Source organism: Albibacterium sp., from assembly GCF_035514885.1.
Lineage (GTDB): Bacteria > Bacteroidota > Bacteroidia > Sphingobacteriales > Sphingobacteriaceae > Albibacterium.
The window spans coordinates 86,000-109,941 of record NZ_DATJCH010000005.1 but is presented as its reverse complement, the minus strand read 5'-3'; the positions used below and the strand labels follow the sequence as shown (position 1 = coordinate 109,941).

Sequence of the window (23,942 nt, the reverse complement as noted above, 5' to 3'; positions counted from 1 at the left end):
CAGGCATAAAGATTAACGTAAAATGCAGGGTTATCCTATTCAGAAAACCCTACAATATTATAAACTCTCTAGAGCTACTAAATGGTTAACTTTTCTAACCATTCCAATTATAGAAGGTGTAGCTTCAACTTCAACAGAATGGTTGATCTTTCTCAAACCTAATGCCTGCATTGTTCTTTTTTGACGCTCACTTCTATCAATTATGCTCTTAATCTGTGTGATTTTAATTTTTGCCATGATGATTATCCGTTAAAAACCTTACTTAATTCAACACCACGTTGTTGCGCTACTGTAAAAGCATCACGCATTTTAACTAAAGCATCAATCGTTGCTTTAACCACGTTATGTGGATTAGAAGATCCTGTTGACTTTGCTAATACATCAGTAATACCAGCGCTCTCTAAAACAGCACGCATAGCACCACCTGCAAGAACACCCGTACCACTAACAGCAGGTTTAATTAAAACTCTACCTCCAGAATATTTACCATTCTGGCTATGTGGTACAGTTCCCTTAATAATAGGAACTTTAATTAAATTCTTTTTTGCATCATCGATACCTTTTGCGATAGCTTCAGTAACTTCTTTAGCCTTACCTAAACCAAAACCAACAACGCCATTTTCATCACCTACAACAACAATTGCTGAAAAGCTAAATGTACGTCCACCTTTGGTTACCTTGGCAACGCGTTGAATACTTACTAAGCGATCCTTTAATTCAATATCGCTTGATTTTACTCTCTTTATACTACTTGTTGACATCTCTCTTCTTATTAAAAATTCAGACCGCCTTCACGAGCACCTTCAGCCAAAGACTTAACTCTGCCATGATATAGATATCCGTTACGATCAAAAACTACATTATTAATTCCAGCGGCGATAGCCTTCTCTGCGATAATTTTTCCAATCGCTTTAGATTGCTCTATTTTATTGCCTGATCCACTGAAATCTTTAGATAAAGAGGATGCTGCAACCAGTGTTTTACCATTAATATCATCGATGACCTGTGCATAGATGCCTTTATTGCTTCTATAAACAGACAGACGAGGACGTTCGGTTGAACCTGATAGGCGTTTTCTAATCCCTCTTTTGATTCGCTCTCTGCGAGATAATTTTTTTCCTGCCATGATGATTATTTTTTAGCTGCTGATTTACCTGCTTTTCTTCTTAACTCTTCACCCACAAACTTAATACCTTTTCCTTTGTAAGGCTCAGGAGCACGTAGTTCACGGATTTTCGCTGCTACTTGTCCGATAAGTTGTTTGTCGATAGATTCTAATGTAATTATTGGGTTTTTACCTTTTTCAGAAGCAGTAGTAACTTTAACTTCTTTCGGTAAAACAAACACAATATGATGTGAGAAACCCAATACTAAATCCAAAGTATTTCCTTGATTTGAAGCACGGTAACCAACACCCACTAGTTCCTGTGTTGTTTTAAATCCTTCTGTAACTCCTGTTACCATATTGGCAACTAAAGAACGGTATAAACCGTGAAGAGATTTATGTGATTTTTGTTCAGTTGCACGCTTAACTATTAACTCATCATTTTCTTGAGAGAAAGTTATAGCAGAATCAACTTGTTGACTTAATTCTCCCTTTGGCCCCTTAACTGTAACTAAGTTCTTATCAGAAATAGTTATGGTTACTCCGGCTGGGATAGCGATTGGCGCTTTTCCAATTCTTGACATCGTGTTTTCTCCTGATTAATATACGTAACATAAAACTTCTCCACCGATATTTTGCAGACGAGCTTCTTTATCTGTCATCACTCCTTTAGAAGTTGACAAAATTGCGATGCCCAAGCCGTTCAAAACACGTGGAATATTATCTACACCTGCATATTTTCTTAAACCAGGTTTACTCACACGGCTCAGCGTGCGAATAGCAGGAACTTTAGTAATCGGATGATACTTCAAGGCAATCTTAATTGTTCCTTGAGCTGTTTCGTCTTCAAACTTATAGTTCGTAATGTAACCCTTATCAAAAAGAACCTTCGTTATTTCTTTTTTAAGGTTTGATGCAGGAATTTCTACAACCCTGTGGTTGGCCTTCATGGCATTCCTTACTCGTGTAAGGTAATCTGCTATTGGATCTGTATTCATTTTATATAATTATGATAATGGTTTCCGGACCAACATAGTCTCAGACCTTTTATCGGTTAAATTTATTTGCTTATTGGTATTAAACCTACCAGCTTGCCTTTCTCACTCCCGGGATCTTACCAGCTAAGGCCATCTCACGGAAAGTAACCCGTGAAATACCAAATTGGCGCATATATCCTTTAGGACGTCCAGTTAATTTACAACGATTGTGTAAACGAACAGGTGAAGCATTTTTAGGTAATTTATCTAAAGCCTCATAATCACCTGCTGCTTTTAATGCAGCACGCTTCTCAGCGAATTTGGCGACTAATTTCTCACGTTTTACACCACGAGCTTTAATTCCTTCTTTAGCCATTAGTATTTTGATTTTGATTTTTGAAAGGTAATCCAAATTGCTTTAATAACTCCAAAGCTTCAACATCGTTTTTAGCTGTAGTTACAAAAGTAATATCCATACCCGTAATTTTATTGATTTTATCAATGTTTATTTCAGGAAAAATGATTTGCTCAGTAACACCCAAGGTATAATTACCATGACCATCAAATCCTTTATCATTAATTCCTCTAAAATCACGAATACGAGGTAGTGCAACTGCAATTAAACGATCTAAAAACTCATACATTTTAGCATCACGAAGCGTAACACGAACACCAACTGGCATTCCTTTACGTAACTTAAAGTTAGAAACGTCTTTCTTAGATCTGGTTGAAACTGCTTGCTGACCTGTAATGGTTGTCATTTCATTGATAGCACTTTCAATTAATTTCTTATCAGTAGTAGCACCACCGACACCTTGATTAATTGAAATCTTTTCCAATTTAGGAACTTGCATTACACTTTTATACTGAAATTTCTCTTTCAGTGCTGTACGAATCTCTTCGTTATATTTGGTTTTTAACCGAGGTACGTTACTCATTACTTAATTTCCTCCCCTGATTTTTTAGCTACACGAACGAGTTTATCTTCGCTATTTCTCACCCGTCCAATGCGTGTAGGTTTTCCTGATTTAGGATCTACAAACGCAACGTTAGAGATGTGTATTGGAGCTTCTTGTTTAACAATTCCACCGTTTGGGTTTGTGGCATTAGGTTTTGTATGTTTAGAAACAATGCTCGCACCTTCCACTGTAACGCGGCTGGTTTTTACATTTACTTCTAGAACTTTACCTTGTATCCCTTTTGAATTACCAGCGATAACTTGTACCAAATCACCTTTGCGGATCTTCAATTTTGGTTGTGCTATTTGTATCTTTCCCATTTTATAATACCTCCGGTGCTAATGAAATAATTTTCATGAACTGCTTTTCACGTAATTCTCTGGCAACAGGGCCAAATATACGCGTTCCACGTGGTTCATTTTGATTGTTTAACAATACTGCAGCATTATCATCAAAACGGATATAAGAACCATCCTTACGACGAATTTCTTTTTTCGTTCTAACTACGACAGCTTTAGAAACTGTACCTTTCTTTATATTACCAGAAGGGATTGCACTCTTAACGCTCACAACAATTTTATCGCCAATAGACGCATAACGCTTACCGGTACCTCCTAATACACGGATCACTAAAACTTCTTTAGCTCCGCTATTGTCGGCAACATTTAATCTTGATTCCTGTTGTACCATTATTTAGCCTTTTCTAAAATTTCTACCAATCTCCAGTTCTTTGTTTTACTCAAAGGACGTGTTTCCATAATTAATACCTTGTCGCCGATACCGCAGGTATTAGACTCATCATGAGCTTTGAATTTAGTAGTAGTCTTAACGAACTTACCATACATTGGGTGTTTTACTTTACGTTCAACAGCCACAACAATAGACTTGTCCATCTTGTCACTTACCACCAAACCAATTCTTGTTTTTCTTAACTTTCTTTCCATTTGGATTTTAAATTATTGAGCTTCAGTGGCTGTTTCACCTTCTGTAGAAGCACCTGCCAATTTACGATTTGTTAATTCTGTTTGTAAACGTGCAATTGCTTTACGTGCATATTTAATCCGGTTAGGATTCTCAATAGCAGAAACAGCATGAGCAAATTTTAATTTGCTGAGTGTAGTTCTCTCTTCTGTGATTTGATCTACAATCTCTTCAGTTGTCAGATTTAAAATTTCTGAATTTTTCATTTTATATTTCAGTTAATCTCAGCTCATTTTTTGTTTTAGATACAATTGCCCGGTAACGGCTAGGCAATTTAAACAAAAAAACCTGCCAATGTTTATGCTTCAACGTAATCTCTACGTATAACAAACTTAGTTTGAACCGGTAGCTTTTGAGCAGCAAGGCGTAAAGCTTCTTTAGCAACTTCTAAAGAAACACCTTCAGCTTCAAATAACATACGGCCTGGGCGTACAACAGCAACCCAGTATTCTGGTGCACCCTTACCCTTACCCATACGAACCTCTGCAGGTTTTTTGGTAACTGGTTTATCAGGGAATACACGAATCCATACTTGTCCTTCACGTTTCATAAAACGTGTAACGGCAATACGTGCAGCCTCTATTTGACGGCTGGTAATCCAAGCAGGTTCTAAAGATTTAATACCGAATGAACCAAAAGCTAACTCAGCACCACGGCCTGCATTACCTTTCATACGTCCCTTCTGCATTTTTCTGAACTTTGTTCTTTTTGGCTGTAACATGTTCGTATTATTTAATTCCGTATTAAACGGAGAATATTGTTAAAAATTAATTTCTTCCTCTACCTGCACCACCACGGTTTTGTCCACCATGTCCACCACCACGACGATCATTTCCACCACGACGACGATCAGCATTTCCGCTACCACCTTCAGGAGCACGACCTTTAGGACCGCTTGTTTGACCGATGTTAGGAGATAGATCACGTTTACCGTATACTTCACCTTTACAGATCCAAACTTTAACTCCTATTTTTCCATAGGTAGTATGAGCTTCTGCTAAAGCATAATCAATATCAGCACGGAAAGTATGCAAAGGAATTCTACCTTCTTTATATTGTTCTGTACGCGCCATTTCAGCACCGCCTAAACGACCAGAACACATAATTTTAATACCTTCTGCACCCATTCTCATGGTAGAGGCGATTGAAGTTTTCATAGCTCTACGGAAAGAAATACGAGCCTCAAGCTGTTTCGCTACACCTTCTGCAACAAGTTGAGCATCTAATTCAGGACGTTTAATTTCAAAAATATTGATTTGAACGTCTTTCTTAGTGATCTTCTTTAATTCTTCTTTAATCTTATCAACCTCTTGTCCACCTTTACCAATCACAATACCCGGACGAGCAGTATGAATTGTAACGGTAATGCGTTTCAATGTACGTTCGATAACAATTTTCGAAACGCCACCTTTAGCAATACGAACAGAAAGATACTTTCTTATTTTTTCATCTTCAACTAATTTATCGGAGTAGTTGTTGCCACCGAACCAGTTAGAATCCCAACCTTTGATGATTCCTAATCTGTTACCTATTGGATGTGCTTTTTGTCCCATTTCCTTAATTAGTTTGTGCTTCTACCAAGTTCTTACTACTATCTACAACTACTGTAACGTGGTTTGAACGTTTACGAATACGGTAACCACGACCTTGTGGTGCTGGTCTCAATCTTTTCAATTGACGGCCTCCATCAACAGAGATTGTTTTTACAAACAATTCACTTTCTTCAGGACGTTGACCTTCATTTTTCGACTCCCAGTTCTTAATAGCCGATAATAAAAGTTTCTCAACTCGAATTGCGGCTTCTTTATTCGTATACTTTAAAATGTATAGTGCCTTCTCCACGCGCTGACCACGGATTAAATCTACTACTAAACGCATTTTGCGTGGCGACGTAGGGCAATTATTTAATTTTGCTACTGCTTCCATTGCTTATCTTTTCTTTTCAGAGTGACCCCTAAATGTTCTGGTTGGGGCAAATTCTCCTAATTTATGGCCAACCATGTTTTCCGTAACGTAAACCGGAATAAATTTATTACCGTTATGTACCGCGAAGGTATGGCCAACAAAATCTGGTGAAATCATTGATCTGCGCGACCAAGTCTTAACTACTGATTTCTTGCTGGTTTCATTCATAGAAAGAACTTTTCTCTCTAAGTTATGGTCTATATAAGGACCTTTTTTAATTGAACGTGCCATTATTTCTTCCTTCTCTCAATGATGTAACGATTCGATACTTTTTTCTTATCACGTGTTTTAAAGCCTTTAGCTAATATACCGTTTCTTGAACGTGGGTGACCTCCAGATGTCCTTCCTTCACCACCTCCCATAGGGTGATCCACAGGGTTCATAGCAACACCACGAACGCGAGGACGACGGCCTAACCAACGTTTAGCACCAGCTTTACCCATAACCTGATTTGCTCTCTCATGATTCGATACCGAACCTAAAGTAGCTAAGCAAGTAGCTAAAATCATTCTCGTTTCTCCTGAAGGCAATTTGATAATTGCATATTTACCATCACGAGCAGATAATTGTGCATAAGTACCAGCACTACGTGCTATCGTACCACCTTGTCCAGGGTTCAATTCAATGTTATGAATAATAGAACCTAAAGGAATCTTCTTCAAAGGTAAAGTATTTCCTATTTCAGGAGCAACTTCATCGCCAGAGATAATAACTTGTCCTACAGCTAATCCTTCAGGAGCGATAATGTAACGCTTCTCACCATCTGCATAATGCAATAATGCAATACGTGCAGAACGGTTTGGATCATATTCTATTGTAGCAACTGTAGCGGGGATATCTTTTTTATCGCGTTTAAAATCTATCAATCGGTATGATCTTTTATGTCCCCCACCGAGATTACGCATAGTCATTTTACCGGAATTATTTCTTCCACCTGACTTCTTGATTTTCACAACTAATGATTTTTCAGGAACATTTGTTGTAACTCCAGAATAGTCAGCGCCCACTCTAAAGCGAGTACCAGGTGTTACCGGTTTGAATCTTTTAACTGCCATGTTTTATTGTATAGTACTGTAAAAGTCAATAATATCGCCATCATTTAAAGTGATGATAGCCTTTTTATATTTTGCAACGCGGCCAGATGCAATCCCTGTTTTTGTTTGACGAGATTTCATCTTACCAGTAACAACCGAAGTGTTTACCGATTTAACCTGAACGCCAAACATTTTTTCAACAGCGGCTTTAATTTGCAACTTGTTTGCTCTATGATCTACTTGAAAAGCGTAACGATTTAACTTTTCTGTTAAAGTAGATGCTTTCTCTGTTAGTATTGGTTTCTTTAATATTTCCATCTTACTTGGCCAATGCCTCCTCCAAAATTTTAACAGAATCCAACGTAAGTAATAATTTACCTGCATTAAGAACATCATATGTGTTCAATTCAGCGGCAGTAATAACTTTTACTTTTTTAAGGTTTCTGCTGGATAAATAAACGTTGTTATTAATTGCCGGTAAAACCATTAAGGTTTTTTCGTTAGAAACGTTTAAGTCAGCAATCATTTTAGCATAGTTCTTAGTTTTAACTGAGTCGAAAGCAACTTCGTCCAAAATTAAAATATTACTATCCTTAGCCTTATAGCTTAATGCAGATTTACGAGCTACAACTTTCAATTTCTTGTTAAGTTTGAAGCTGTAATCACGTGGTTGCGGACCGAAGATACGACCTCCACCATTAAATAAAGGTGATTTAATACTACCAGCACGAGCACCACCAGTACCTTTTTGTTTGTGTAATTTACGGGTTGAACCAGCTATTTCATTACGTTGTTTAGACTTATGAGTACCTTGTCTTTGATTCGCAAGATATTGCTTAACATCTAAATAAATAGCATGATCGTTAGGCTCAACACCAAATATTGCTTCAGGAAGTTGCACCTTGGCACCTGTTTCTTTACCTGATATGTTTAAAACTTTAACTTCCATCTTCTTATTTATCTACGATTACGTAAGAACCTTTCGCTCCCGGAATAGAACCACTAACTACAATAAGGTTTTTGTCTTCATAAACCTTAAGTATTTGTAAGTTCTGAACCTTAACACGATCACCACCCATACGACCAGCCATTCTCATACCTTTAAATACACGCGAAGGCCAAGATGCAGCACCTACTGACCCTGGAGCACGTAAACGGCTTTTCTGACCATGAGTTTGAGCAGAACCGGCAAATCCATGGCGTTTAACAACACCTTGGAAACCTTTTCCTTTTGATGTTCCAACTACATCAATAAAATCTCCTTCTGAGAAAATTGATACAGTAACAACATCACCCAAAGCTTTCTCATCGGGGAACGTTCCAAATTCAACTAATTTACGCTTAGGCGTTGTATTTGCTTTAGCAAAGTGCCCTTTCAAAGAGGCCGTTGTGTTCTTTTCTTTCTTTTCGTCGAAAGCAATTTGAACAGCAGCATAGCCATCTTTTTCTTCCGTGCGTATCTGCGTTACCACGCACGGGCCAGCTTCGATAACCGTACAAGGAATATTCCGTCCTTGTTCGTCGAAAATGCTGGTCATTCCTACTTTTTTTCCAATAATTCCTGACATTTTTCTTTTAATTTCTGTTTGTGTCCATCGAAGCAGTAGGGCTTCGCTCAAGACATAGTAATTCCCTAAGGGACGGCAAAGATAGAAAAATTACAATAAGTATCAAATACTTAGAGAAAATTTTTCAGCTATTTTGAGAGATTATTTATGGTCTTTCTTCCTGTTTCGAAAAACCTCAATAATAGGGGGAATAATAGAAAGAATAATAATAGCGAAAATAACGACCGTGAAATTATCTTTGATAATAGGCAGGCCACCAAAGAAATAACCTAAAAACAAAAAGCTTGTTACCCACAACAAGGCACCTATTATATTATAAGAAGCAAACCTGGCATAACTCATCGTTCCTACACCGGCAACGAAAGGCGCAAAAGTGCGTACTATAGGAATAAAACGAGCATAGATTATCGTTTTCCCACCGTGCTTATCATAGAAGGCCTGAGTCTTATCTAAATACTCCTTTTTCAGGAATTTAATTTTACCACTAAAGGCCTTCGGACCGAAATATTCTCCGATATGATAATTCAACCAGTCGCCTAAAAAGCCTGCACTGACAAAAATAGCCCACATCACAAAAATATTCAAATCAGTCTCCGGTTTTGCAATGATTGCACCAGTTGCAAACAACAAAGAATCGCCTGGCAAAAAGGGAGTCACCACAAATCCCGTTTCAGCAAAAACAATCAAAAAAAGAATAAGGTAAGTCCAGGTTTGATAGGAGTTTACAATATCAACAAGATGTTCATCAATATGAAGAACAAAATCTATAAGCGTTTGAATTATTTCCACTTTATATAAGATATAAGAAAGAACGTACTAGAAGGTCTTCTATTAACCCTGGTTATTTAGCATAACCGGCATAACCAACATCAATACATCTTCGTTCTCCTCTGAAACGGAAGGTGTTAGCAGACCAGCACGATTTGATGTACTCATTTCCAACTGCACTTCCTCACAATCTAAATTGTTAAGCATTTCAATCAGAAATTTAGCATTAAACCCAATCTCCATATCTTCTCCTTCAAACTGACAGCTTAAACGTTCATGAGCCTCGTTCGAGAAATCCAGATCTTCCGATGAAATATTCAATTCGCTACCAGCAATTTTTAATCGTACCTGATGAGTTGTCTTATTAGCATAAATCACCACTCTGCGTAATGAGTTTAAAAATAATACACGATCAATAGATAATTTATTTGGATTTAATGTTGGAATAACGGCTTCATAATCTGGGTAACGTTCATCAATTAAACGGCAGATCAAATTAATATTGCCGAACTTAAAGAAAGCACTGGTAGCATTATACTCAATAGAAACCGTAACATCTTCTGAAGGAAGAGAAGCCTTTAATAAAGACAAAGCCTTTTTCGGTAAGATCAAAGAAGCTTCTGTCTCAGAACGCACATCCGTTCTCCGATACCTAACTAATTTATGAGCATCAGTGCCTACAAAGGTTGTACTTTTGGGCGTCAGATGACAATAAACGCCTGTCATTGCAGGTCTTAATTCATCATTACTTACCGCAAATATTGTTTTATTAATTGATTCAGCTAAAACAGAAGCTGCTATTGATACGGAAGAAGCATTCTCAACTACCGGTATCTTCGGAAAATCATCCGCACTCTCTCCTGTCAATTTATACTTACCATCGCCTGCGCTAATTTCAATAGCCGAAGTCGCCGGATCTACCGTAAAAGCAATCGGCTGGTCAGGTAGAGTCTTTAATGTATCCAAAAGTATTTTAGACGGAACCGCAATTTTACCTTCTTCCTTAGATTCAACCTGTAAGAAAGTAACCATACTTGTTTGCAAGTCTGTTGCAGAGATCGTCAGGATACCATCTTTGATCTCAAACAGGAAATTCTCAAGAATAGGCAACACTGTACTACTGCTTGATGCACCATTAACGGCCTGTAACTGCTTTAATAAAACTGAGGTAGATACGATGAATCTCATAGAAAATATTTATAGCACAATGATAAGCAAAATTGCGATTATTTAAGAAAGGATTTTAAAAAAAGCCCTTCCAATAAACAAGTATCACTTAATAAATTCAGAACTTAAACGATTATCTACACGGTATTTCTGAAGTTGAATCCCCGCTTCCACCGGCCGATCAGTTGATAAAATATCTGCACCCCGATCTATCATATCAAAATAGAGCACATCTCCTCTCGCTTCTGCCTGAGCATCCAAATTACCCATTGTTCCCAAAATACATAGAATGCCGTGCTCATGTAAAAACTGATAAGTCTCCGGTTGAGCTTCACTTGTTCCCACAAAAGCAACTAAGCGGTTATCAGGCACACCGTAATCATTTAATCGTATCAGGTCTTCCGGCTTAGCAATAGAGGCGGATATCATCATCTCCGGAGCCAGCCTATGAACCTTGGCAGCCTGTGTAGCCGAATAAGTTATAAGAATTGCATAAGGAGCCGCCTTCTTCTTACGAATTAAATCAACAACCAGTTCATAAGGAACATTTCTCTTTATATCTAAAGTATAAACCACCTTTCCTGCCCCCCATTCCAAAGCTGCTTCCAAACTTGGAATCTTATAGGAAGTCAATTGACCATCATTATCCTTCAATCTAAAATCCTGAAGCTCCTTAAAGGTATAATCTCCAACAGAACCTCTACCATCGCTTGTCCGATCCAGCTTGTCATCATGCATTAGTACTAAAACGGAGTCTTTACTAAGGGCAACATCACACTCAATAATTAATGGTTGCCTTTGGGCCGACTTTTCAAAGGTTTCGATCGCATTTTCCGGATAGCCTGGTTCTGGTCCTCCCCGATGTGCGCTAATTAATGGAATCCTATTATCTGAGTGCGTCAGAAATTGATATAAATTATCGAGAGTCTTTAGTTCAATATTTGTTTTATCGGTTGATAAGGACGTAAAAGACCCGGTCATGGTGCAAGAGCCCATAACCAACAAAATCAATGTCAATCTTGATAAAAGTCTCATGGAATTAATTTTTAATTTTTATTCTCCTCATCCTCACTGCCCAAAACATGTGTTTTCTCATTGTACTTTCCTTTCAGTTCATCCAGTACAGAGTTCTTCCAAAGCTTTGTACCAGTAAAGTATGAAACCCGGCCTATTAATTGAGCTCCAACCGGCGAGGTTAATAAAAGAAAAAGAACAATTGCCAAAGCCTTGGTTGTAACAGATAGCTCTCCAAAATAAATCACTGTACTTAACAAAATAAAACCAACCCCCAAAGTAGTTGCTTTTACGGTAACCGAAAGACGCAGAAAGAAATCCGGCATTCTTACAATACCAATAGAGGCAATTAAAATAAATAATACACCTAAGCCACTAAATATCATTATCAATACATCATTCATTTTTTTCCTTTTTTTCAATATAATAAGAATAGGCTACCGTACCCAAAAAAGCTATCAGAGCCAGAATCATTGCTACATCAAGAAAAGTAGCATTATCACTCACGATACTAAAAATGGTAATGGATGCGATACCTATCGAAATAAGCAATTCAAGAGCTACAACCCTATCCATTACATTCGGTCCTATAATAAACCTATAAAACACCAATAAAGTAGCAATACTTAATGCAGGCATTATAACGTAAGATAAAAAATCATATAGACTCATCGTAATACTTCTAGTAACCTTTTTTCCAATCCATTTTTCACTTCCTCTATAAACTTATCCCTATCTTCCAAATACATTACATGAACAAAAATTGCTTTACGATCATCGCTCACAGCAATAATTAATGTTCCCGGAGTTAGGGAAATACAATTTGCCAATAATGTAATTTCAAGGTCTGTTTTGGCCGAAAGTGGGAATTTAACAATTCCGGGCTTCATAAAGAATCTTGGAGTAATAACGTCATAGGCAACCTGTAAATTCGCTTTCAGCATCTCATATAAAAAGAAAAACAGAAAACCTATTATCTTGGGTATCCGATTAAAATAGCTTACTCCTCCATCTTTAACTGCAGTACTGCGCAAAATGAAGTAACTCAGCAAAAACCCAAAAGTATAATTACCCAATTCGAAATCGCCGGTAAGCGCAACCCAAACGAAGGTAAGTAAGATGTTAATCAAAAACTGTTTTAGCATAGCCTTACTGTATATTTAATGCCTCATTTCCTAAAACTGCTTTAATATAAGGAGAAGTATCCATCATCTGTGCAGCAATATGTTTAGAGATTGACATTATGTTCTCTGCTCCAAAACCGATATATAAAGATACCAGCATGAGCATTATTACCGGAAATACCAGTAATAATTTACTAAAAGGCTTTAAAATAGTAAAGCCATCAATATAAGCCTTCTCATCCGGACTTAAAGAAGGTTCTGTTTTCCAGAAAACCTCTGTCCACATTTTCGCAATCACATATAGAGTCACAAAACTTGCTATAATCAAAGCAGCTATTAAAAGATAATCGCCCGCAAAAAAACCAGCCTGAAATAAATTTATTTTAGGCCAGAAGCCCGACAAAGGTGGAATACCTACCAAAGAGAAAAAGACAATAGCCATCATAAGGCTTAATCTTGGGTATTCAGCATACAAGCCGCCCAATTTAGGCATATCCATCGTTCCTTTAATCCGATAAATAATACCGCTCACTAAAAACAAATTCGTTTTAACGATAATATCATGAAAAAGATAAAATAAAGCCCCTGCTAACGCTACCTCCGTAAACAATCCCAGCCCCGCTATCATAAATCCGATATGACAGACAATCAAATAAGAAAACATTCTTCGCATATCGCGCTTTATCAAGCATCCCAAAGCACCTGTTATCAGTGTAGCCACAGCTATCAACGAAAACGCAGTTGTAATAAATTCATTTGGAATAAAAATCAATGTAAAAAACCGGAATAAGGCATAAATACCAACCTTGGTAAGCAAACCTCCAAAAATGGCAGCAATTGCAGAAGGAGGTGTATGATAGGAAGAAGGCAGCCAATAGTATAAAGGAAAGACTGCTGACTTTATACCAAATCCTATAAAAAACAACAAACCGGTAACATTAACCAAAGCTCTGTTTTCTATTTTGGCAATTTTCAGTGATAAATCAGCCATGTTCAAACTTCCTGTAAGCCCATAGAGAATTGCGATGGCTGTTAAGAAAATAACCGATGCCAGCATATTCATCGCTACATATTTTATAGCACTTTCCATTTGTGGCTTCCTACCACCCAAAGTCATTAAAACAAACGACGAAATGATTACAATTTCGAACCATACATACAGATTAAAGACGTCGCCCGTCAAAAAAGCCCCATTCAATCCCATGAACAGAAAATGAAAAATCGGGAAGTAACCGTATTTCATTCTTGCGCGATTAATCCCTACAGTAGAATATATGCTTACCGCCAATGCAGAAATAGCAGTAAACAAAACCATGGTACTACTAAATACATCGGCTACAAAAGTAATCCCAAAAGGAGCAGGCCAGTTTCCAGCTTGCATGGTAATAATTCCCGTTTTCCAGGTTTGAGTAAATAACAGAACACCAACAATCAGGATTATTACATTTGATACGACGCTAATAATTCGCTGGGCAGTTATTCTCTTCCATAAAAACATTAATACAATGGCTGTTGCCATATGTAATAACAAGGGTAGAATAATAAAATTACTCGTCATATATCTAAATCGTGTGTATTAAGATCATCTAAATTATCTGAGCCCGTTGCCAGATGAACCTTCTTCAATAAAATAATAGCAAAAGACTGTAATCCAAAGCTAATAACAATGGCCGTTAAAATCAGAGACTGAGGAATTGGATCTGCATAGACTGCAGTAAAAACACTTGAATCTGGAGGAATAACAGGCGGGTTACCTTTTATAAGGTCGCCCAATAAAAAAATAAGCAAATTCGCCCCGTTGCCTAACAAAAGCAAACCGACTAATAACTTTACCATACTTCGCCGAAGCATTAGGTAAATACCTGCACTATATAGTATCCCGATTAATATAACAAACAATAATTCCATAATTTATCTAAACACTTTCAGAGATTGTAAATAAGATCGTTAATGTAACTCCAATTACGACCAGATAAACACCTATATCAAAAAACAAAGCCGAACCTATTAAACCTATAACAGGCATCGGATTCTCAAACCACAATACGGTCATAAACGGATCGCCAATAAGCATAGGAGCAAGTCCGCTTAGAATTGCAATACTAAGTCCAAACGGAATAAAATAAAATGGAGAATATTTTAAAAGAGCTTTGGTACGGTCCAAACCATTAGCCAATGAATGCAGTATAAAGGCAATCGAAGCTATCAGACCACCCACAAAACCACCACCCGGTTCATAATGCCCTCTTAACAATATAAATACAGAAAAAAGCAACAATAGAGGTAATAAGTAATTTGCGGCAGTTTTCAATAATATAATCTTCATATCTATTCTATTTCTGATGATTGAATCTTAAGCATACTATAAACACCAATAGCGGCAATAGTAAGTACAGTAATTTCAACAAGAGTATCGTATCCTCTAAAATCAACCAAAATAACATTCACTACGTTTTTCCCTTTACCCAATAGATAGGCATTATCTGCATAAAACCTACTGATATTCTTATTAGTAGGCTCATTTAATACCTGCAACGCAATGATAGATATCAATACACCGAATGATCCTGCGAGAAATCCGTCTCTTATCTGTGCTGCTTTATCCTTTATTTTAAGATATGGTGGTAGCTTGAGCAATACCAGAACAAATAACACAGTCGTTAAAGTATCAATCGAAAATTGAGTCATCGCCAAATCGGGAGCACCATAGTAAACAAAAAACAAACACATGCAAAAACCCATCACGCTAAGTGAAATGATAGCAATAAACCGGGAGGCGGAAAATACAATCGTAAAAATTGCCAGTATCATTATTGAAAACACAATAGCTTCGTAAATACTAATTGGGGTATGCTTATCTGTATACCATTGAATATCTACATTCTTTACAAGGTAATAGCCTATCAAACAAACCAAAAAGAAAATGATCTTGGTGAGGTAGGATCTTAAAAAACCATCATGCATAAACTTTGTATATCGCCTAGCGATAAACTTTATTCCTCTTGCCAGAGACATAAAAATAGCTTGAGGGGCAAAAGAATCTAATTTTCCGATTGCTATTAAACCTTTTAATGAGGGTTTAAAAATTAAATACAGAATAATACCGCATACAATTGTAATAGCACTTAACATCAGAACTGTATTCAAACCATGCCATAGTTTTAATGACACCACAACATCGCTCGAACCCATAGCATGGAGTACAGGCTGAATCAAAGACTTATCTAACAAAGAAGGAAATAGCCCGAACAACAGTCCTCCCAAACCAAGAAAAAGAGGAGGAAACCACATAAAGCCCGATGGCAAATGAACCTTACGAAACTTATCTGGTAAAGCTCCTGTGAAAGGCTTTATTCCTGCCAGATATCCCGAATAGGATAAAAATATATTGGTTAAAATGGCTATCAAAGTAAACAACAAGGCACTGTTTCCACTACTCAAAGTAGCTTCATAAATCAGGTCCTTACTAACGAAACTCAATGTAAGCGGAATACCGGCACTTGAAAGTGCAGCTAAACCACCAGCTATAGCTAAAGGAGCCATTACTTTCCGTAAACCCGCCAGCTGAGTAACATCCCGGGTTCCTGTTTCATGATCAATTACCCCGGCAATTAAAAACAAGCCAGCTTTATAAAATGCATGAACAAGTATAAAAACAGATGCAGCAAGCAATGCATCATGAGTGCCAATTCCGAGCAAAAATACAAGAATACCCAGAGCAGAAATAGTAGAATAGGCTAAAATACCTTTCAGGTCAACTCGAAATATGGAGTGAAAAGCCCCATAAACCATTGTAACACCCCCTACTACCAATAGCGTATTATTCCAATAAGGATGGTTTCCTAAAATAGGTGTAAACCGGGCAATAAGATAGATACCAGCTTTTACCATCGTTGCAGAATGCAAATATGCCGACACTGGTGTAGGTGCTTTCATAGCACCGGGAAGCCAAAAATGGAAAGGAAACTGTGCCGATTTTGTAAAGGCGCCTGCAAAAATCAGAAAAAGCATCAGTGCATATAAAGAATGATTTTTCAACAACTCGCTCGAAGATAACATCTCCTGTACCGAATAAGTTCCCGAAATACTTCCTATTAAAATAAACCCAGCCATCAGAAAAAACCCACCTCCCCCTGTTATTGCCCAAGCCAGGAGTGAACTTTTTCTTGAAGCTTCATTATCATTATTAAAACCAATAAGAAAGAATGAGCTTATTGCAGTAAGCTCCCAAAAAACAAAAAGCAACAATAAGTTATCAGAAAGCACCACGCCCAGCATAGACGCCATAAAAACACAGAGGTATCCATAAAACCGCCCGATGTAAATATGTCTTTTTAAATAAGCCGAAGAATATAAGAACACCAACGATCCTATCCCGGTAATTAACAGAGAAAACAACAACGACAAACCATCTAATTTGAAATCAAGATTAATTCCCATGGAAGGTATCCATGTAGTGTGCTGAAAGAAAGTTTGCCCCTCACTTATCTCTGGTAAAAATGTACAGAAGTAAACAAAAAGACTGATGGGTAAAATAGAAACGATTAATGGTAAATTTCCTTTAAGTTGCTTTCCGAGGAATAACAAACAAATAGCAATTAGGAAACCGGATAGTATGGCTAATAGCATTAATTAAGGCAATTATTAAGGAATTTAAACGATAAATTGAGTAACTTAACAAATATAATAAACCATGCGTTATAGCCCCTATATTATTTAATAAATCAGCAATATCCCTCCTTATAGATTCTTTCAAACTTATATCGTACTTCCTCCATTGAGTCTACGTTGTTTTAGCCAAAAAAACGTAGATATAACGTAGGAATAACGCAGAAACAATGCAGATGTGTAAACCAAGGTATGTACAATATATATCCCATACTGCATGGATATATAATTTTGTAGGGTGATTTATTATGAATATGCATAAATCAGATTATATTTGTCGCATTATGAGCAAAACTGATGATATTTTAAAAAATGTTGTATCGCATGCTAAGGAATACGGCTTTGTATTTCCATCAAGCGAAATTTATGACGGCTTAAGTGCAGTTTACGACTACGGGCAATTGGGTTCCGAATTAAAGAATAATATTAAGACCTATTGGTGGAAATCAATGGTACAACTAAATGAAAATATTGTCGGGATAGACTCAGCAATCTTTATGCACCCGAAAATCTGGAAGGCTTCCGGGCACGTCGATGGCTTTAACGATCCGATGATTGATAATAAAGATTCTAAGAAACGCTATCGTGCAGATCAATTGATCGAGGATAAAATAACACGCTATGAAAAAGATGGCAAAACGGATAAAGCAGCGCAATTGCAAAATGACCTTGATCAAGCAATTAAAGACGATGATTTAGCACGTTTAAAAGGCATCATCGAAGAGCATGGGATTGTATGCCCTATTTCAGGAACAAAAAACTGGACAGACGTTCGTCAGTTCAATTTGATGTTCTCTACAAAGATGGGTGCTACAGCAGAAGGTGCTGAAGATGTGTATCTGCGTCCGGAAACGGCTCAGGGTATTTTTGTTAACTTTTTAAATGTTCAGAAAAGCGGGAGAATGAGAATTCCTTTTGGAATTGCACAGATCGGGAAAGCTTTCAGAAATGAAGTGATCGCCCGTCAGTTCATTATGCGGATGAGAGAATTCGAGCAAATGGAATTACAATTCTTCGTACGTCCGGGAACAGAAATGGAATGGTATGAAAAATGGAAAGCTGCCCGTTTAAAATGGCATTTGGCTCTAGGGTCTAATGCTGACAGATATCGTTTCCACGATCATGTTAAGCCGGCGCATTATGCAAATGCTGCAGTTGATATTGAATTCGATTTTCCTTTTGGCTTTAAAGAGGTTGAAGGAATCCACTCAAGAACAGATTTCGATTTAAAACAACACCAAGAATTTTCGGGTAAGAAGATGCAGTTCTTCGATCCGGAAATCAATCAAAGTTACATTCCTTATGTAATCGAAACTTCGATTGGTTTAGACAGGATGTTCCTTACTGTATTGTGCAATGCTTTTGAAGAGCAGGATTTAAGTACAGAAGATAAAAAAGACAGCCGTACCGTATTACATATACACCCGGCATTGGCTCCTGTTAAAGCAGCAATTCTGCCTTTAACAAAGAAAGACGGCTTGCCGGAAAAAGCCAGGGAACTTATGGATGAATTAAAGCTTGACTTTAATATCCAATACGATGAAAAAGATTCTATCGGAAAACGCTACCGCAGACAAGATGCGATTGGTACTCCGATCTGTATTACGATCGATCATCAGACACTGGAAGATAATACAGTTACCCTTCGCCACCGCGACAGCATGGAACAGGAACGTGTAAAATTAGATGATATAAATGGTATTCTTCAAAAAACAACGGGCTGGCACAGCCTATTGAAGAAATTTGCTTAAAAACTTTCTCTCTCAGAACGAAAAAACCCTGTAGCTCTTTACAGGGTTTTTTCGTTTGTGATTTAACTATTATCTGAATACCTAAATCATTATTTTAATTTATGATAAAAAGAATACTTCCTGTCTGCTTTTTATTGATGGTATCTTTTGCTCAGGCTCAGAGTCCAATTCTTAAAAAGAATGTAACCGGTGTGCAAATCGGCCTTTTTGAGCTTGATGCTTACCATGAAATCCGAATTGCCAATAAAGCTTCTTTACGAACAGATGTCCTTCTTTTTCCTGCAATCTGGGGCGGAGAACTTTATGATAACCAATCCGGTTTTGCACTTTACCCGGCCTTTACGTTAACTCCAAAGTATTATTATAACATAAATAGAAGAGTTAAAAAAGATAAAAACATCAAAAATAACGCAGCAAACTATCTTGGTTTGCAAATCCGGTATATGCCGGGATGGGTATTTTCTAACCATAAAAATATGAACCTGCCAGATCAAATAAACTTTATTCCAACCTATGGATTCAGAAGGAATTTTTTAAATAATTTCAATTATGAGTTTAAGACCGGCTTTGGTTATGGGTTTGGCCGTTCAGAAATATTTGGTGTGGATATGAATGTTTCAGGTCCTGTTTTTGACCTGACCTTTAAAGTCGGATATGACTTTTAAAAGCGACAAGATATAATAAGCCTATCTATTATTTTACTATAAATATTAGCTAAACAACTTTACGATTTGTAAATTTGCTAATATTTATGGAAAAACATATTGTACACTGTGATCTGGATACCTTCTTTGTATCGGTTGAAAGACTCCGAAATGCCGAACTGAGAGAAAAGCCTATATTAATTGGCGGAAGTTCAGATCGCGGTGTGGTAGCATCTTGCAGCTATGAAGCAAGGAAATACGGTGTGCATAGTGCTATGCCTATGCGTTTAGCCAGACAACTTTGTCCACAAGCTATTCTGGTAAAGGGAGACATGGATCAATATAGCAAATATTCGGCTATGGTAACTGAAATTATTTCCGAGAATGCACCTATTGTCGAAAAGGCCAGCATTGATGAACACTATCTTGATCTTTCAGGAATGGATAAGTTTTTTGGCTGTTGGAAATGGACACAGGAACTCAGACAACGCATCATTAAAGAAACCGGCTTACCCATATCTTTCGGACTTTCCACTAATAAGACAGTAAGTAAAATCGCTACCGGAACTGCTAAACCCTGTGGTGCACGGCAAGTTTTATATGGAACCGAAAAAGATTTCTTAGCTCCTCTTTCTATTAAAAAAATACCTCTGGTAGGTGCAAAGACCTATACCCTGCTTCGGAATATGGGGATTTCTAAAATCAAAACTTTACAAGAAATGGAAGTGCAGACGATGCAGCGTGTAATGGGACAAAACGGCATAAGCATTTGGAAAAAAGCCAATGCCTTGGACAATGCACCTGTAATTCCCTTTTCAGAGCAGAAATCGATGAGCAATGAGCATACTTTTGAAATAGATACCATTGATATGTCCCTGTTGCGAAAGATTCTAATCACCATGATTGATGAGCTTGCTTTCGGTCTTCGCAAAGAGGGGAAATTAACTGCATGCGTTACTTTAAAAATACGCTATAGCAATTTTGATACACATACCAAGCAAATGAAAATTACTTATACGAATTCAGAGCGGGTATTGACAGAACGCGTATTGGAATTATTCGACAAATTATATAGCCGCCGGATGTTAATACGGCTTGTTGGAATCAAACTAAGTAATTTAATTACCGGAAGTCATCAGGTAGATTTATTTGATGACGGGATCAAAGAGCTGAATTTGGGTATAGCCATGGATTATATCAGAATACACTTTGGTACGGATAAAATTATGCGGGCCGTAAGTTTAAAAGACAAGGATCCAGATAAGAAGGAGAAGAGATGTTATTAAATGTACACAGCTATTATAGCTTGCGTTATGGCACACTAAATATTGAGCAGCTTGTAAAAGGCCTGATCTTAAATGGCTACGACACAGCTGTTTTAACAGATATCAATAATAGTTCTGCAGCATTTAATTTTATCAAAGAATGCAGAGAGAATGGCTTAAACGGATTAGTGGGAATGGAGTTCCGCAATGCTGACGAGCTTCTGTTTATCGGCATTGCAAAAAATGAGGAAGGTTTTAGAGAACTCAATGAGTTAATGACTGTGGCTAATCAAAAGGGCTCGCTCCTACCTTTGGCAGCTCCTGAATTTAATCATGCTTTTATAGTCTATCCGTTTGGGAAAAAACCACCTCGAAGTCTGCGTGATTATGAGTACATCGGTGTTCGTCCAGATCAATTAAACCGAATAGCGCTTGAAAGTCAATCTGCATATCAACGCTATGTAATATTAAAGCCACTTAGTTTCGGTGATGAGCAGTCGCATTTACTGCACCGACAATTACGGGCAATTGATCATAATCTGCTGATCTCTCAATTAAAACCTACACAAATTGCTGCTGCAAACGAAGTATTTATACCCAAAACATCCTTATTACAGCTTTATAAGGATTTTCCGCAGTTAATACAGAACACAGAAAAGTTACTGCAGGAATGCTCCTTCGATTTCGATTTTAAAGAGAAAAGGAATAAAAGGGACTTTAAGGGGAGTTATGAAGATAATCAATTACTCTACACCTATGCGATGGATGGATTTCTTCGACGTTATGGGAAGAGTAATAAAATTGCCATGGCTCGGGTTTTGAAAGAATTGGAGATTATCAAAAACTTGAAATTCGCTTCCTATTTTTTGATTACAGATGATATTTGTCGTTATGCGCGTAAACGTAATTTCCATTATGTGGGAAGAGGAAGTGGCGCTAATTCTGTAGTAGCCTATTGTTTGGGCATTACCGATGTTTGCCCCATTGAACTGGACCTTTATTTTGAACGCTTTCTGAACCCCAAACGGAAAACCTCCCCTGATTTTGATGTAGATTTCAGCTGGAATGACCGGGATGAAATATACGATTATATCTTTAAGAAATATGAAAAAGGCAATGTAGCATTGATGGGCGCCATGAGTACTTTCCGTTCGCGATCCATTATTCGAGAACTGGGAAAAGTATATGGATTGCCCCGAGGTGATATTAACAGGCTGGTGCATGAACCGCAGCATATGCTCAATAAGAATGAGATTACAAATATGATCTTGAGTGTTTATGACCAGATGGCTGATTTTCCAAACCAACGAACCATTCATGCTTCGGGTATATTGATTTCAGAAAAACCTATAACTTATTATTCTGCCTTGGATTTTCCTCCTAAAGGCCGCCCTACTGTACAATTTGATATGTATGTTGCTGAGGATATCAAATTTGAAAAGTTTGATATCCTTTCCCAGCGAGGTATTGGCCATATCAAGGATTGCAGAGAGATTGTTCTCCAAAATCAAGGTATCCGTATTGAAACAAGCGAACCTAAACGTTTCTTTAAAGATGAGAAGATCGCGCGGCAATTAAAATCTGCCAATACCATCGGCTGTTTCTATATCGAAAGTCCTGCTATGCGTCAGTTGCTAACTAAATTAAAATGTGATAAATACCCGGTGCTGGTTGCTGCTTCGTCTATAATCCGGCCAGGTGTAGCCTCCAGCGGAATGATGAAAACCTACATCGAAAGGCATCACGATCCGCAGAAGGTAAAATATATGCATCCTGTTTTTAAGGAACAGCTTGAGGAAACTTATGGAGTGATGGTATATCAGGAAGATGTAATGAAAATCGGCCATCATTTTGGAGGCCTGGATTTAGCAGATGCCGATGTATTGCGCAGAATAATGAGTGGAAAGAAAGACAAAGAAAACCTCTTGGAGAAAATTCAAAATAAGTTCTTTCATCATTGTAAAGAAATGGGTTATACCGAGAATATTTCTCAGGAGGTTTGGCGACAGATGGAAAGTTTTGCAGGCTATTCTTTCAATAAAGCGCATTCAGCTTCCTTTGCAGTAGAAAGCTACCAGAGTTTATATTTAAAAACCTATTTTCCATTGGAATTTATGGTTGCTGTACTGAACAACTACGGTGGTTTTTATCAACGAAAAGTATATGTAAATGAAGCGCGGAATTGTGGTGGGACTATTTGTTTGCCCTGCGTAAATAAAAGTAAATACAATACCGGCATTGATGGCAAGAAGATTTATTTAGGATTGGATTGTCTGCTGAACTTAGAAGAAAAACTAGCAGGCAGAATTATTAATGAGCGGGAACAGAATGGTGACTATCGGAGTTTGGAGAACTTTATATTAAGAACAGAAGCAGGGTTAGAACAATTGGTAGTGCTGATCCGTTGCGGTGCTTTTCGATTTACAAGGACAGGAAAAAAAGAGCTATTGTGGCAAGCGCATTTATTAATAAGCGGGAAGCAGCAAAAAGTAGGTACGGCAACATTATTTGGGGCTTTTAACACAAAACCACCTACATTGCCTAAACTAGAAAGTTCTCCACTAGAAGACATGTACGATGAAATGGAACTCATTGGATTTCCGATCTCGGCTACGATGTTTGATTTAGCTAAATCCAGCTTTAGAGGAGATGTAATGGCGAAAGACCTTTGCGATTATGAAGGCAAAACTGTGCGCATGGTAGGTGATTTTATTGCCGAAAAGAAAGTTCGCTCCAAGAATGTAAGTAATATGAAATTTGGCACCTTCTTGGATGTTGAAGGTCGTTTCTTTGATACGATACATTTCCCTCAATCGTTAAAGACCTATCCCTTAAATGGAAATGGTTTATATTTGATTCTTGGAAAAGTAACTGTTGATTTTGGATGTCCATCTCTAGAAGTACTAAAGTGTGCTCGGATGCCTCTGTTAAGTGACCCGCGAAGCGAATAAA

The 23,942-nt window shown here is 37.5% G+C and carries 33 protein-coding genes; 4 read left to right on the top strand and 29 right to left on the bottom strand.

From position 1 onward, the window contains the following. Nucleotides 1-57: 57 nt before the first annotated feature. The 29 genes from rpmD to VL047_RS01080 all read right to left on the bottom strand — a co-directional run bounded on the left by rpmD (nucleotide 58) and on the right by VL047_RS01080 (nucleotide 17,291). Complete coding sequence (gene rpmD, locus VL047_RS01220) at nucleotides 58-237, bottom strand: 50S ribosomal protein L30 (protein ID WP_325357692.1); 180 nt, start codon at nucleotides 235-237, stop codon at nucleotides 58-60. Between the two features lie 5 nt (nucleotides 238-242). Next, on the bottom strand, nucleotides 243-746 hold the full coding sequence (gene rpsE, locus VL047_RS01215) for a 30S ribosomal protein S5 (RefSeq protein WP_325358002.1): 504 nt from the start codon (nucleotides 744-746) through the stop codon (nucleotides 243-245). A 26-nt stretch (nucleotides 747-772) separates the two neighbouring features. Beyond that, complete coding sequence (gene rplR / locus VL047_RS01210; protein WP_422652919.1) at nucleotides 773-1,135, bottom strand: 50S ribosomal protein L18; 363 nt, start codon at nucleotides 1,133-1,135, stop codon at nucleotides 773-775. Next, the gene (rplF, locus tag VL047_RS01205; RefSeq protein WP_325357688.1) at nucleotides 1,132-1,689 is read right to left on the bottom strand and encodes a 50S ribosomal protein L6; all 558 of its coding nucleotides are present in this window, start codon (nucleotides 1,687-1,689) and stop codon (nucleotides 1,132-1,134) included. The genes rplR and rplF overlap by 4 nt, the downstream gene beginning before the upstream one ends. Nucleotides 1,690-1,704: 15 nt before the next feature. After that, on the bottom strand, nucleotides 1,705-2,103 hold the full coding sequence (gene rpsH / locus VL047_RS01200; protein WP_325357686.1) for a 30S ribosomal protein S8: 399 nt from the start codon (nucleotides 2,101-2,103) through the stop codon (nucleotides 1,705-1,707). Nucleotides 2,104-2,188: 85 nt separating this feature from the next. After that, entirely contained in the window at nucleotides 2,189-2,458 is a 270-nt protein-coding gene (gene rpsN / locus VL047_RS01195) for a 30S ribosomal protein S14 (RefSeq protein ID WP_325357684.1), read from the bottom strand. Then, nucleotides 2,451-3,020: a 50S ribosomal protein L5 gene (gene rplE, locus VL047_RS01190; RefSeq protein WP_325357682.1), complete on the bottom strand. Its 570-nt coding sequence runs from the start codon at nucleotides 3,018-3,020 to the stop codon at nucleotides 2,451-2,453. The genes rpsN and rplE overlap by 8 nt, the downstream gene beginning before the upstream one ends. Then, a complete protein-coding gene (rplX, locus tag VL047_RS01185) occupies nucleotides 3,020-3,361 on the bottom strand; it encodes a 50S ribosomal protein L24 (RefSeq protein ID WP_325357680.1) in 342 nt (113 codons plus the stop codon). Before rplX ends, rplE begins: the two co-directional genes overlap by 1 nt. Before the next feature lies 1 nt (nucleotide 3,362). Then, complete coding sequence (gene rplN / locus VL047_RS01180) at nucleotides 3,363-3,731, bottom strand: 50S ribosomal protein L14 (protein WP_132224446.1); 369 nt, start codon at nucleotides 3,729-3,731, stop codon at nucleotides 3,363-3,365. After that, the gene (gene rpsQ / locus VL047_RS01175; RefSeq protein ID WP_325357678.1) at nucleotides 3,731-3,985 is read right to left on the bottom strand and encodes a 30S ribosomal protein S17; all 255 of its coding nucleotides are present in this window, start codon (nucleotides 3,983-3,985) and stop codon (nucleotides 3,731-3,733) included. The genes rplN and rpsQ overlap by 1 nt, the downstream gene beginning before the upstream one ends. 12 nt (nucleotides 3,986-3,997) lie before the next feature. Continuing rightward, entirely contained in the window at nucleotides 3,998-4,228 is a 231-nt protein-coding gene (rpmC, locus tag VL047_RS01170) for a 50S ribosomal protein L29 (protein ID WP_325357676.1), read from the bottom strand. 92 nt (nucleotides 4,229-4,320) lie between these two features. Further along, a complete protein-coding gene (rplP, locus tag VL047_RS01165; protein ID WP_132224440.1) occupies nucleotides 4,321-4,743 on the bottom strand; it encodes a 50S ribosomal protein L16 in 423 nt (140 codons plus the stop codon). A gap of 46 nt (nucleotides 4,744-4,789) precedes the next feature. Beyond that, on the bottom strand, nucleotides 4,790-5,575 hold the full coding sequence (gene rpsC, locus VL047_RS01160) for a 30S ribosomal protein S3 (protein ID WP_325357673.1): 786 nt from the start codon (nucleotides 5,573-5,575) through the stop codon (nucleotides 4,790-4,792). Between the two features lie 4 nt (nucleotides 5,576-5,579). After that, entirely contained in the window at nucleotides 5,580-5,948 is a 369-nt protein-coding gene (gene rplV / locus VL047_RS01155) for a 50S ribosomal protein L22 (protein WP_325357671.1), read from the bottom strand. Between the two features lie 3 nt (nucleotides 5,949-5,951). Beyond that, the gene (gene rpsS / locus VL047_RS01150; RefSeq protein WP_132224434.1) at nucleotides 5,952-6,218 is read right to left on the bottom strand and encodes a 30S ribosomal protein S19; all 267 of its coding nucleotides are present in this window, start codon (nucleotides 6,216-6,218) and stop codon (nucleotides 5,952-5,954) included. Further along, nucleotides 6,218-7,042, bottom strand: a complete 825-nt coding sequence (gene rplB / locus VL047_RS01145; RefSeq protein ID WP_325357666.1) for a 50S ribosomal protein L2 — start codon at nucleotides 7,040-7,042, stop codon at nucleotides 6,218-6,220. The genes rpsS and rplB overlap by 1 nt, the downstream gene beginning before the upstream one ends. 3 nt (nucleotides 7,043-7,045) lie before the next feature. Then, nucleotides 7,046-7,339, bottom strand: a complete 294-nt coding sequence (gene rplW / locus VL047_RS01140) for a 50S ribosomal protein L23 (protein ID WP_325357664.1) — start codon at nucleotides 7,337-7,339, stop codon at nucleotides 7,046-7,048. A 1-nt stretch (nucleotide 7,340) separates the two neighbouring features. Then, entirely contained in the window at nucleotides 7,341-7,970 is a 630-nt protein-coding gene (gene rplD, locus VL047_RS01135; RefSeq protein ID WP_325357662.1) for a 50S ribosomal protein L4, read from the bottom strand. Nucleotides 7,971-7,974: 4 nt separating this feature from the next. Continuing rightward, a complete protein-coding gene (rplC, locus tag VL047_RS01130; protein ID WP_325358000.1) occupies nucleotides 7,975-8,589 on the bottom strand; it encodes a 50S ribosomal protein L3 in 615 nt (204 codons plus the stop codon). Nucleotides 8,590-8,730: 141 nt separating this feature from the next. After that, a complete protein-coding gene (locus VL047_RS01125) occupies nucleotides 8,731-9,378 on the bottom strand; it encodes a DedA family protein (protein ID WP_325357660.1) in 648 nt (215 codons plus the stop codon). Nucleotides 9,379-9,420: 42 nt separating this feature from the next. Beyond that, nucleotides 9,421-10,545, bottom strand: coding sequence for a DNA polymerase III subunit beta (gene dnaN / locus VL047_RS01120; RefSeq protein WP_325357658.1), 1,125 nt, complete (start codon nucleotides 10,543-10,545; stop codon nucleotides 9,421-9,423). Nucleotides 10,546-10,629: 84 nt separating this feature from the next. Beyond that, nucleotides 10,630-11,559, bottom strand: a complete 930-nt coding sequence (locus VL047_RS01115; protein ID WP_325357656.1) for a glycerophosphodiester phosphodiesterase family protein — start codon at nucleotides 11,557-11,559, stop codon at nucleotides 10,630-10,632. A gap of 11 nt (nucleotides 11,560-11,570) precedes the next feature. Then, nucleotides 11,571-11,942: a monovalent cation/H(+) antiporter subunit G gene (gene mnhG / locus VL047_RS01110; protein WP_325357654.1), complete on the bottom strand. Its 372-nt coding sequence runs from the start codon at nucleotides 11,940-11,942 to the stop codon at nucleotides 11,571-11,573. Further along, complete coding sequence (locus VL047_RS01105; protein WP_325357652.1) at nucleotides 11,935-12,210, bottom strand: monovalent cation/H+ antiporter complex subunit F; 276 nt, start codon at nucleotides 12,208-12,210, stop codon at nucleotides 11,935-11,937. Before VL047_RS01105 ends, mnhG begins: the two co-directional genes overlap by 8 nt. Then, nucleotides 12,207-12,683, bottom strand: coding sequence for a Na+/H+ antiporter subunit E (locus tag VL047_RS01100; RefSeq protein WP_325357650.1), 477 nt, complete (start codon nucleotides 12,681-12,683; stop codon nucleotides 12,207-12,209). Before VL047_RS01100 ends, VL047_RS01105 begins: the two co-directional genes overlap by 4 nt. A 4-nt stretch (nucleotides 12,684-12,687) precedes the next feature. Further along, a complete protein-coding gene (locus tag VL047_RS01095; RefSeq protein WP_325357648.1) occupies nucleotides 12,688-14,181 on the bottom strand; it encodes a proton-conducting transporter membrane subunit in 1,494 nt (497 codons plus the stop codon). A gap of 35 nt (nucleotides 14,182-14,216) precedes the next feature. Then, nucleotides 14,217-14,570, bottom strand: coding sequence for a Na+/H+ antiporter subunit C (locus tag VL047_RS01090; RefSeq protein ID WP_325357646.1), 354 nt, complete (start codon nucleotides 14,568-14,570; stop codon nucleotides 14,217-14,219). Between the two features lie 7 nt (nucleotides 14,571-14,577). After that, complete coding sequence (locus VL047_RS01085; RefSeq protein ID WP_325357644.1) at nucleotides 14,578-14,988, bottom strand: Na+/H+ antiporter subunit B; 411 nt, start codon at nucleotides 14,986-14,988, stop codon at nucleotides 14,578-14,580. 2 nt (nucleotides 14,989-14,990) lie between these two features. Further along, complete coding sequence (locus VL047_RS01080) at nucleotides 14,991-17,291, bottom strand: putative monovalent cation/H+ antiporter subunit A (protein WP_325357642.1); 2,301 nt, start codon at nucleotides 17,289-17,291, stop codon at nucleotides 14,991-14,993. Between the two features lie 323 nt (nucleotides 17,292-17,614). On the opposite strand from VL047_RS01080, the gene VL047_RS01075 reads away from it, so the two are divergent. The 4 genes from VL047_RS01075 (at nucleotide 17,615) to VL047_RS01060 (ending at nucleotide 23,941) form a co-directional block, all read left to right on the top strand. Further along, nucleotides 17,615-19,081 carry a glycine--tRNA ligase gene (locus VL047_RS01075; RefSeq protein WP_325357640.1) on the top strand — a complete coding sequence of 489 codons (1,467 nt, stop codon included), beginning with the start codon at nucleotides 17,615-17,617 and terminating at the stop codon, nucleotides 19,079-19,081. Between the two features lie 101 nt (nucleotides 19,082-19,182). Then, nucleotides 19,183-19,746, top strand: coding sequence for a hypothetical protein (locus VL047_RS01070; RefSeq protein WP_325357638.1), 564 nt, complete (start codon nucleotides 19,183-19,185; stop codon nucleotides 19,744-19,746). An 86-nt stretch (nucleotides 19,747-19,832) separates the two neighbouring features. Then, nucleotides 19,833-21,011 (top strand): DNA polymerase IV, encoded by a 1,179-nt coding sequence (gene dinB / locus VL047_RS01065; protein WP_325357636.1) that lies wholly within the window; start codon nucleotides 19,833-19,835, stop codon nucleotides 21,009-21,011. Then, a complete protein-coding gene (locus tag VL047_RS01060; protein WP_325357634.1) occupies nucleotides 21,002-23,941 on the top strand; it encodes a DNA polymerase III subunit alpha in 2,940 nt (979 codons plus the stop codon). Before dinB ends, VL047_RS01060 begins: the two co-directional genes overlap by 10 nt. Nucleotide 23,942 lies beyond the last annotated feature (1 nt).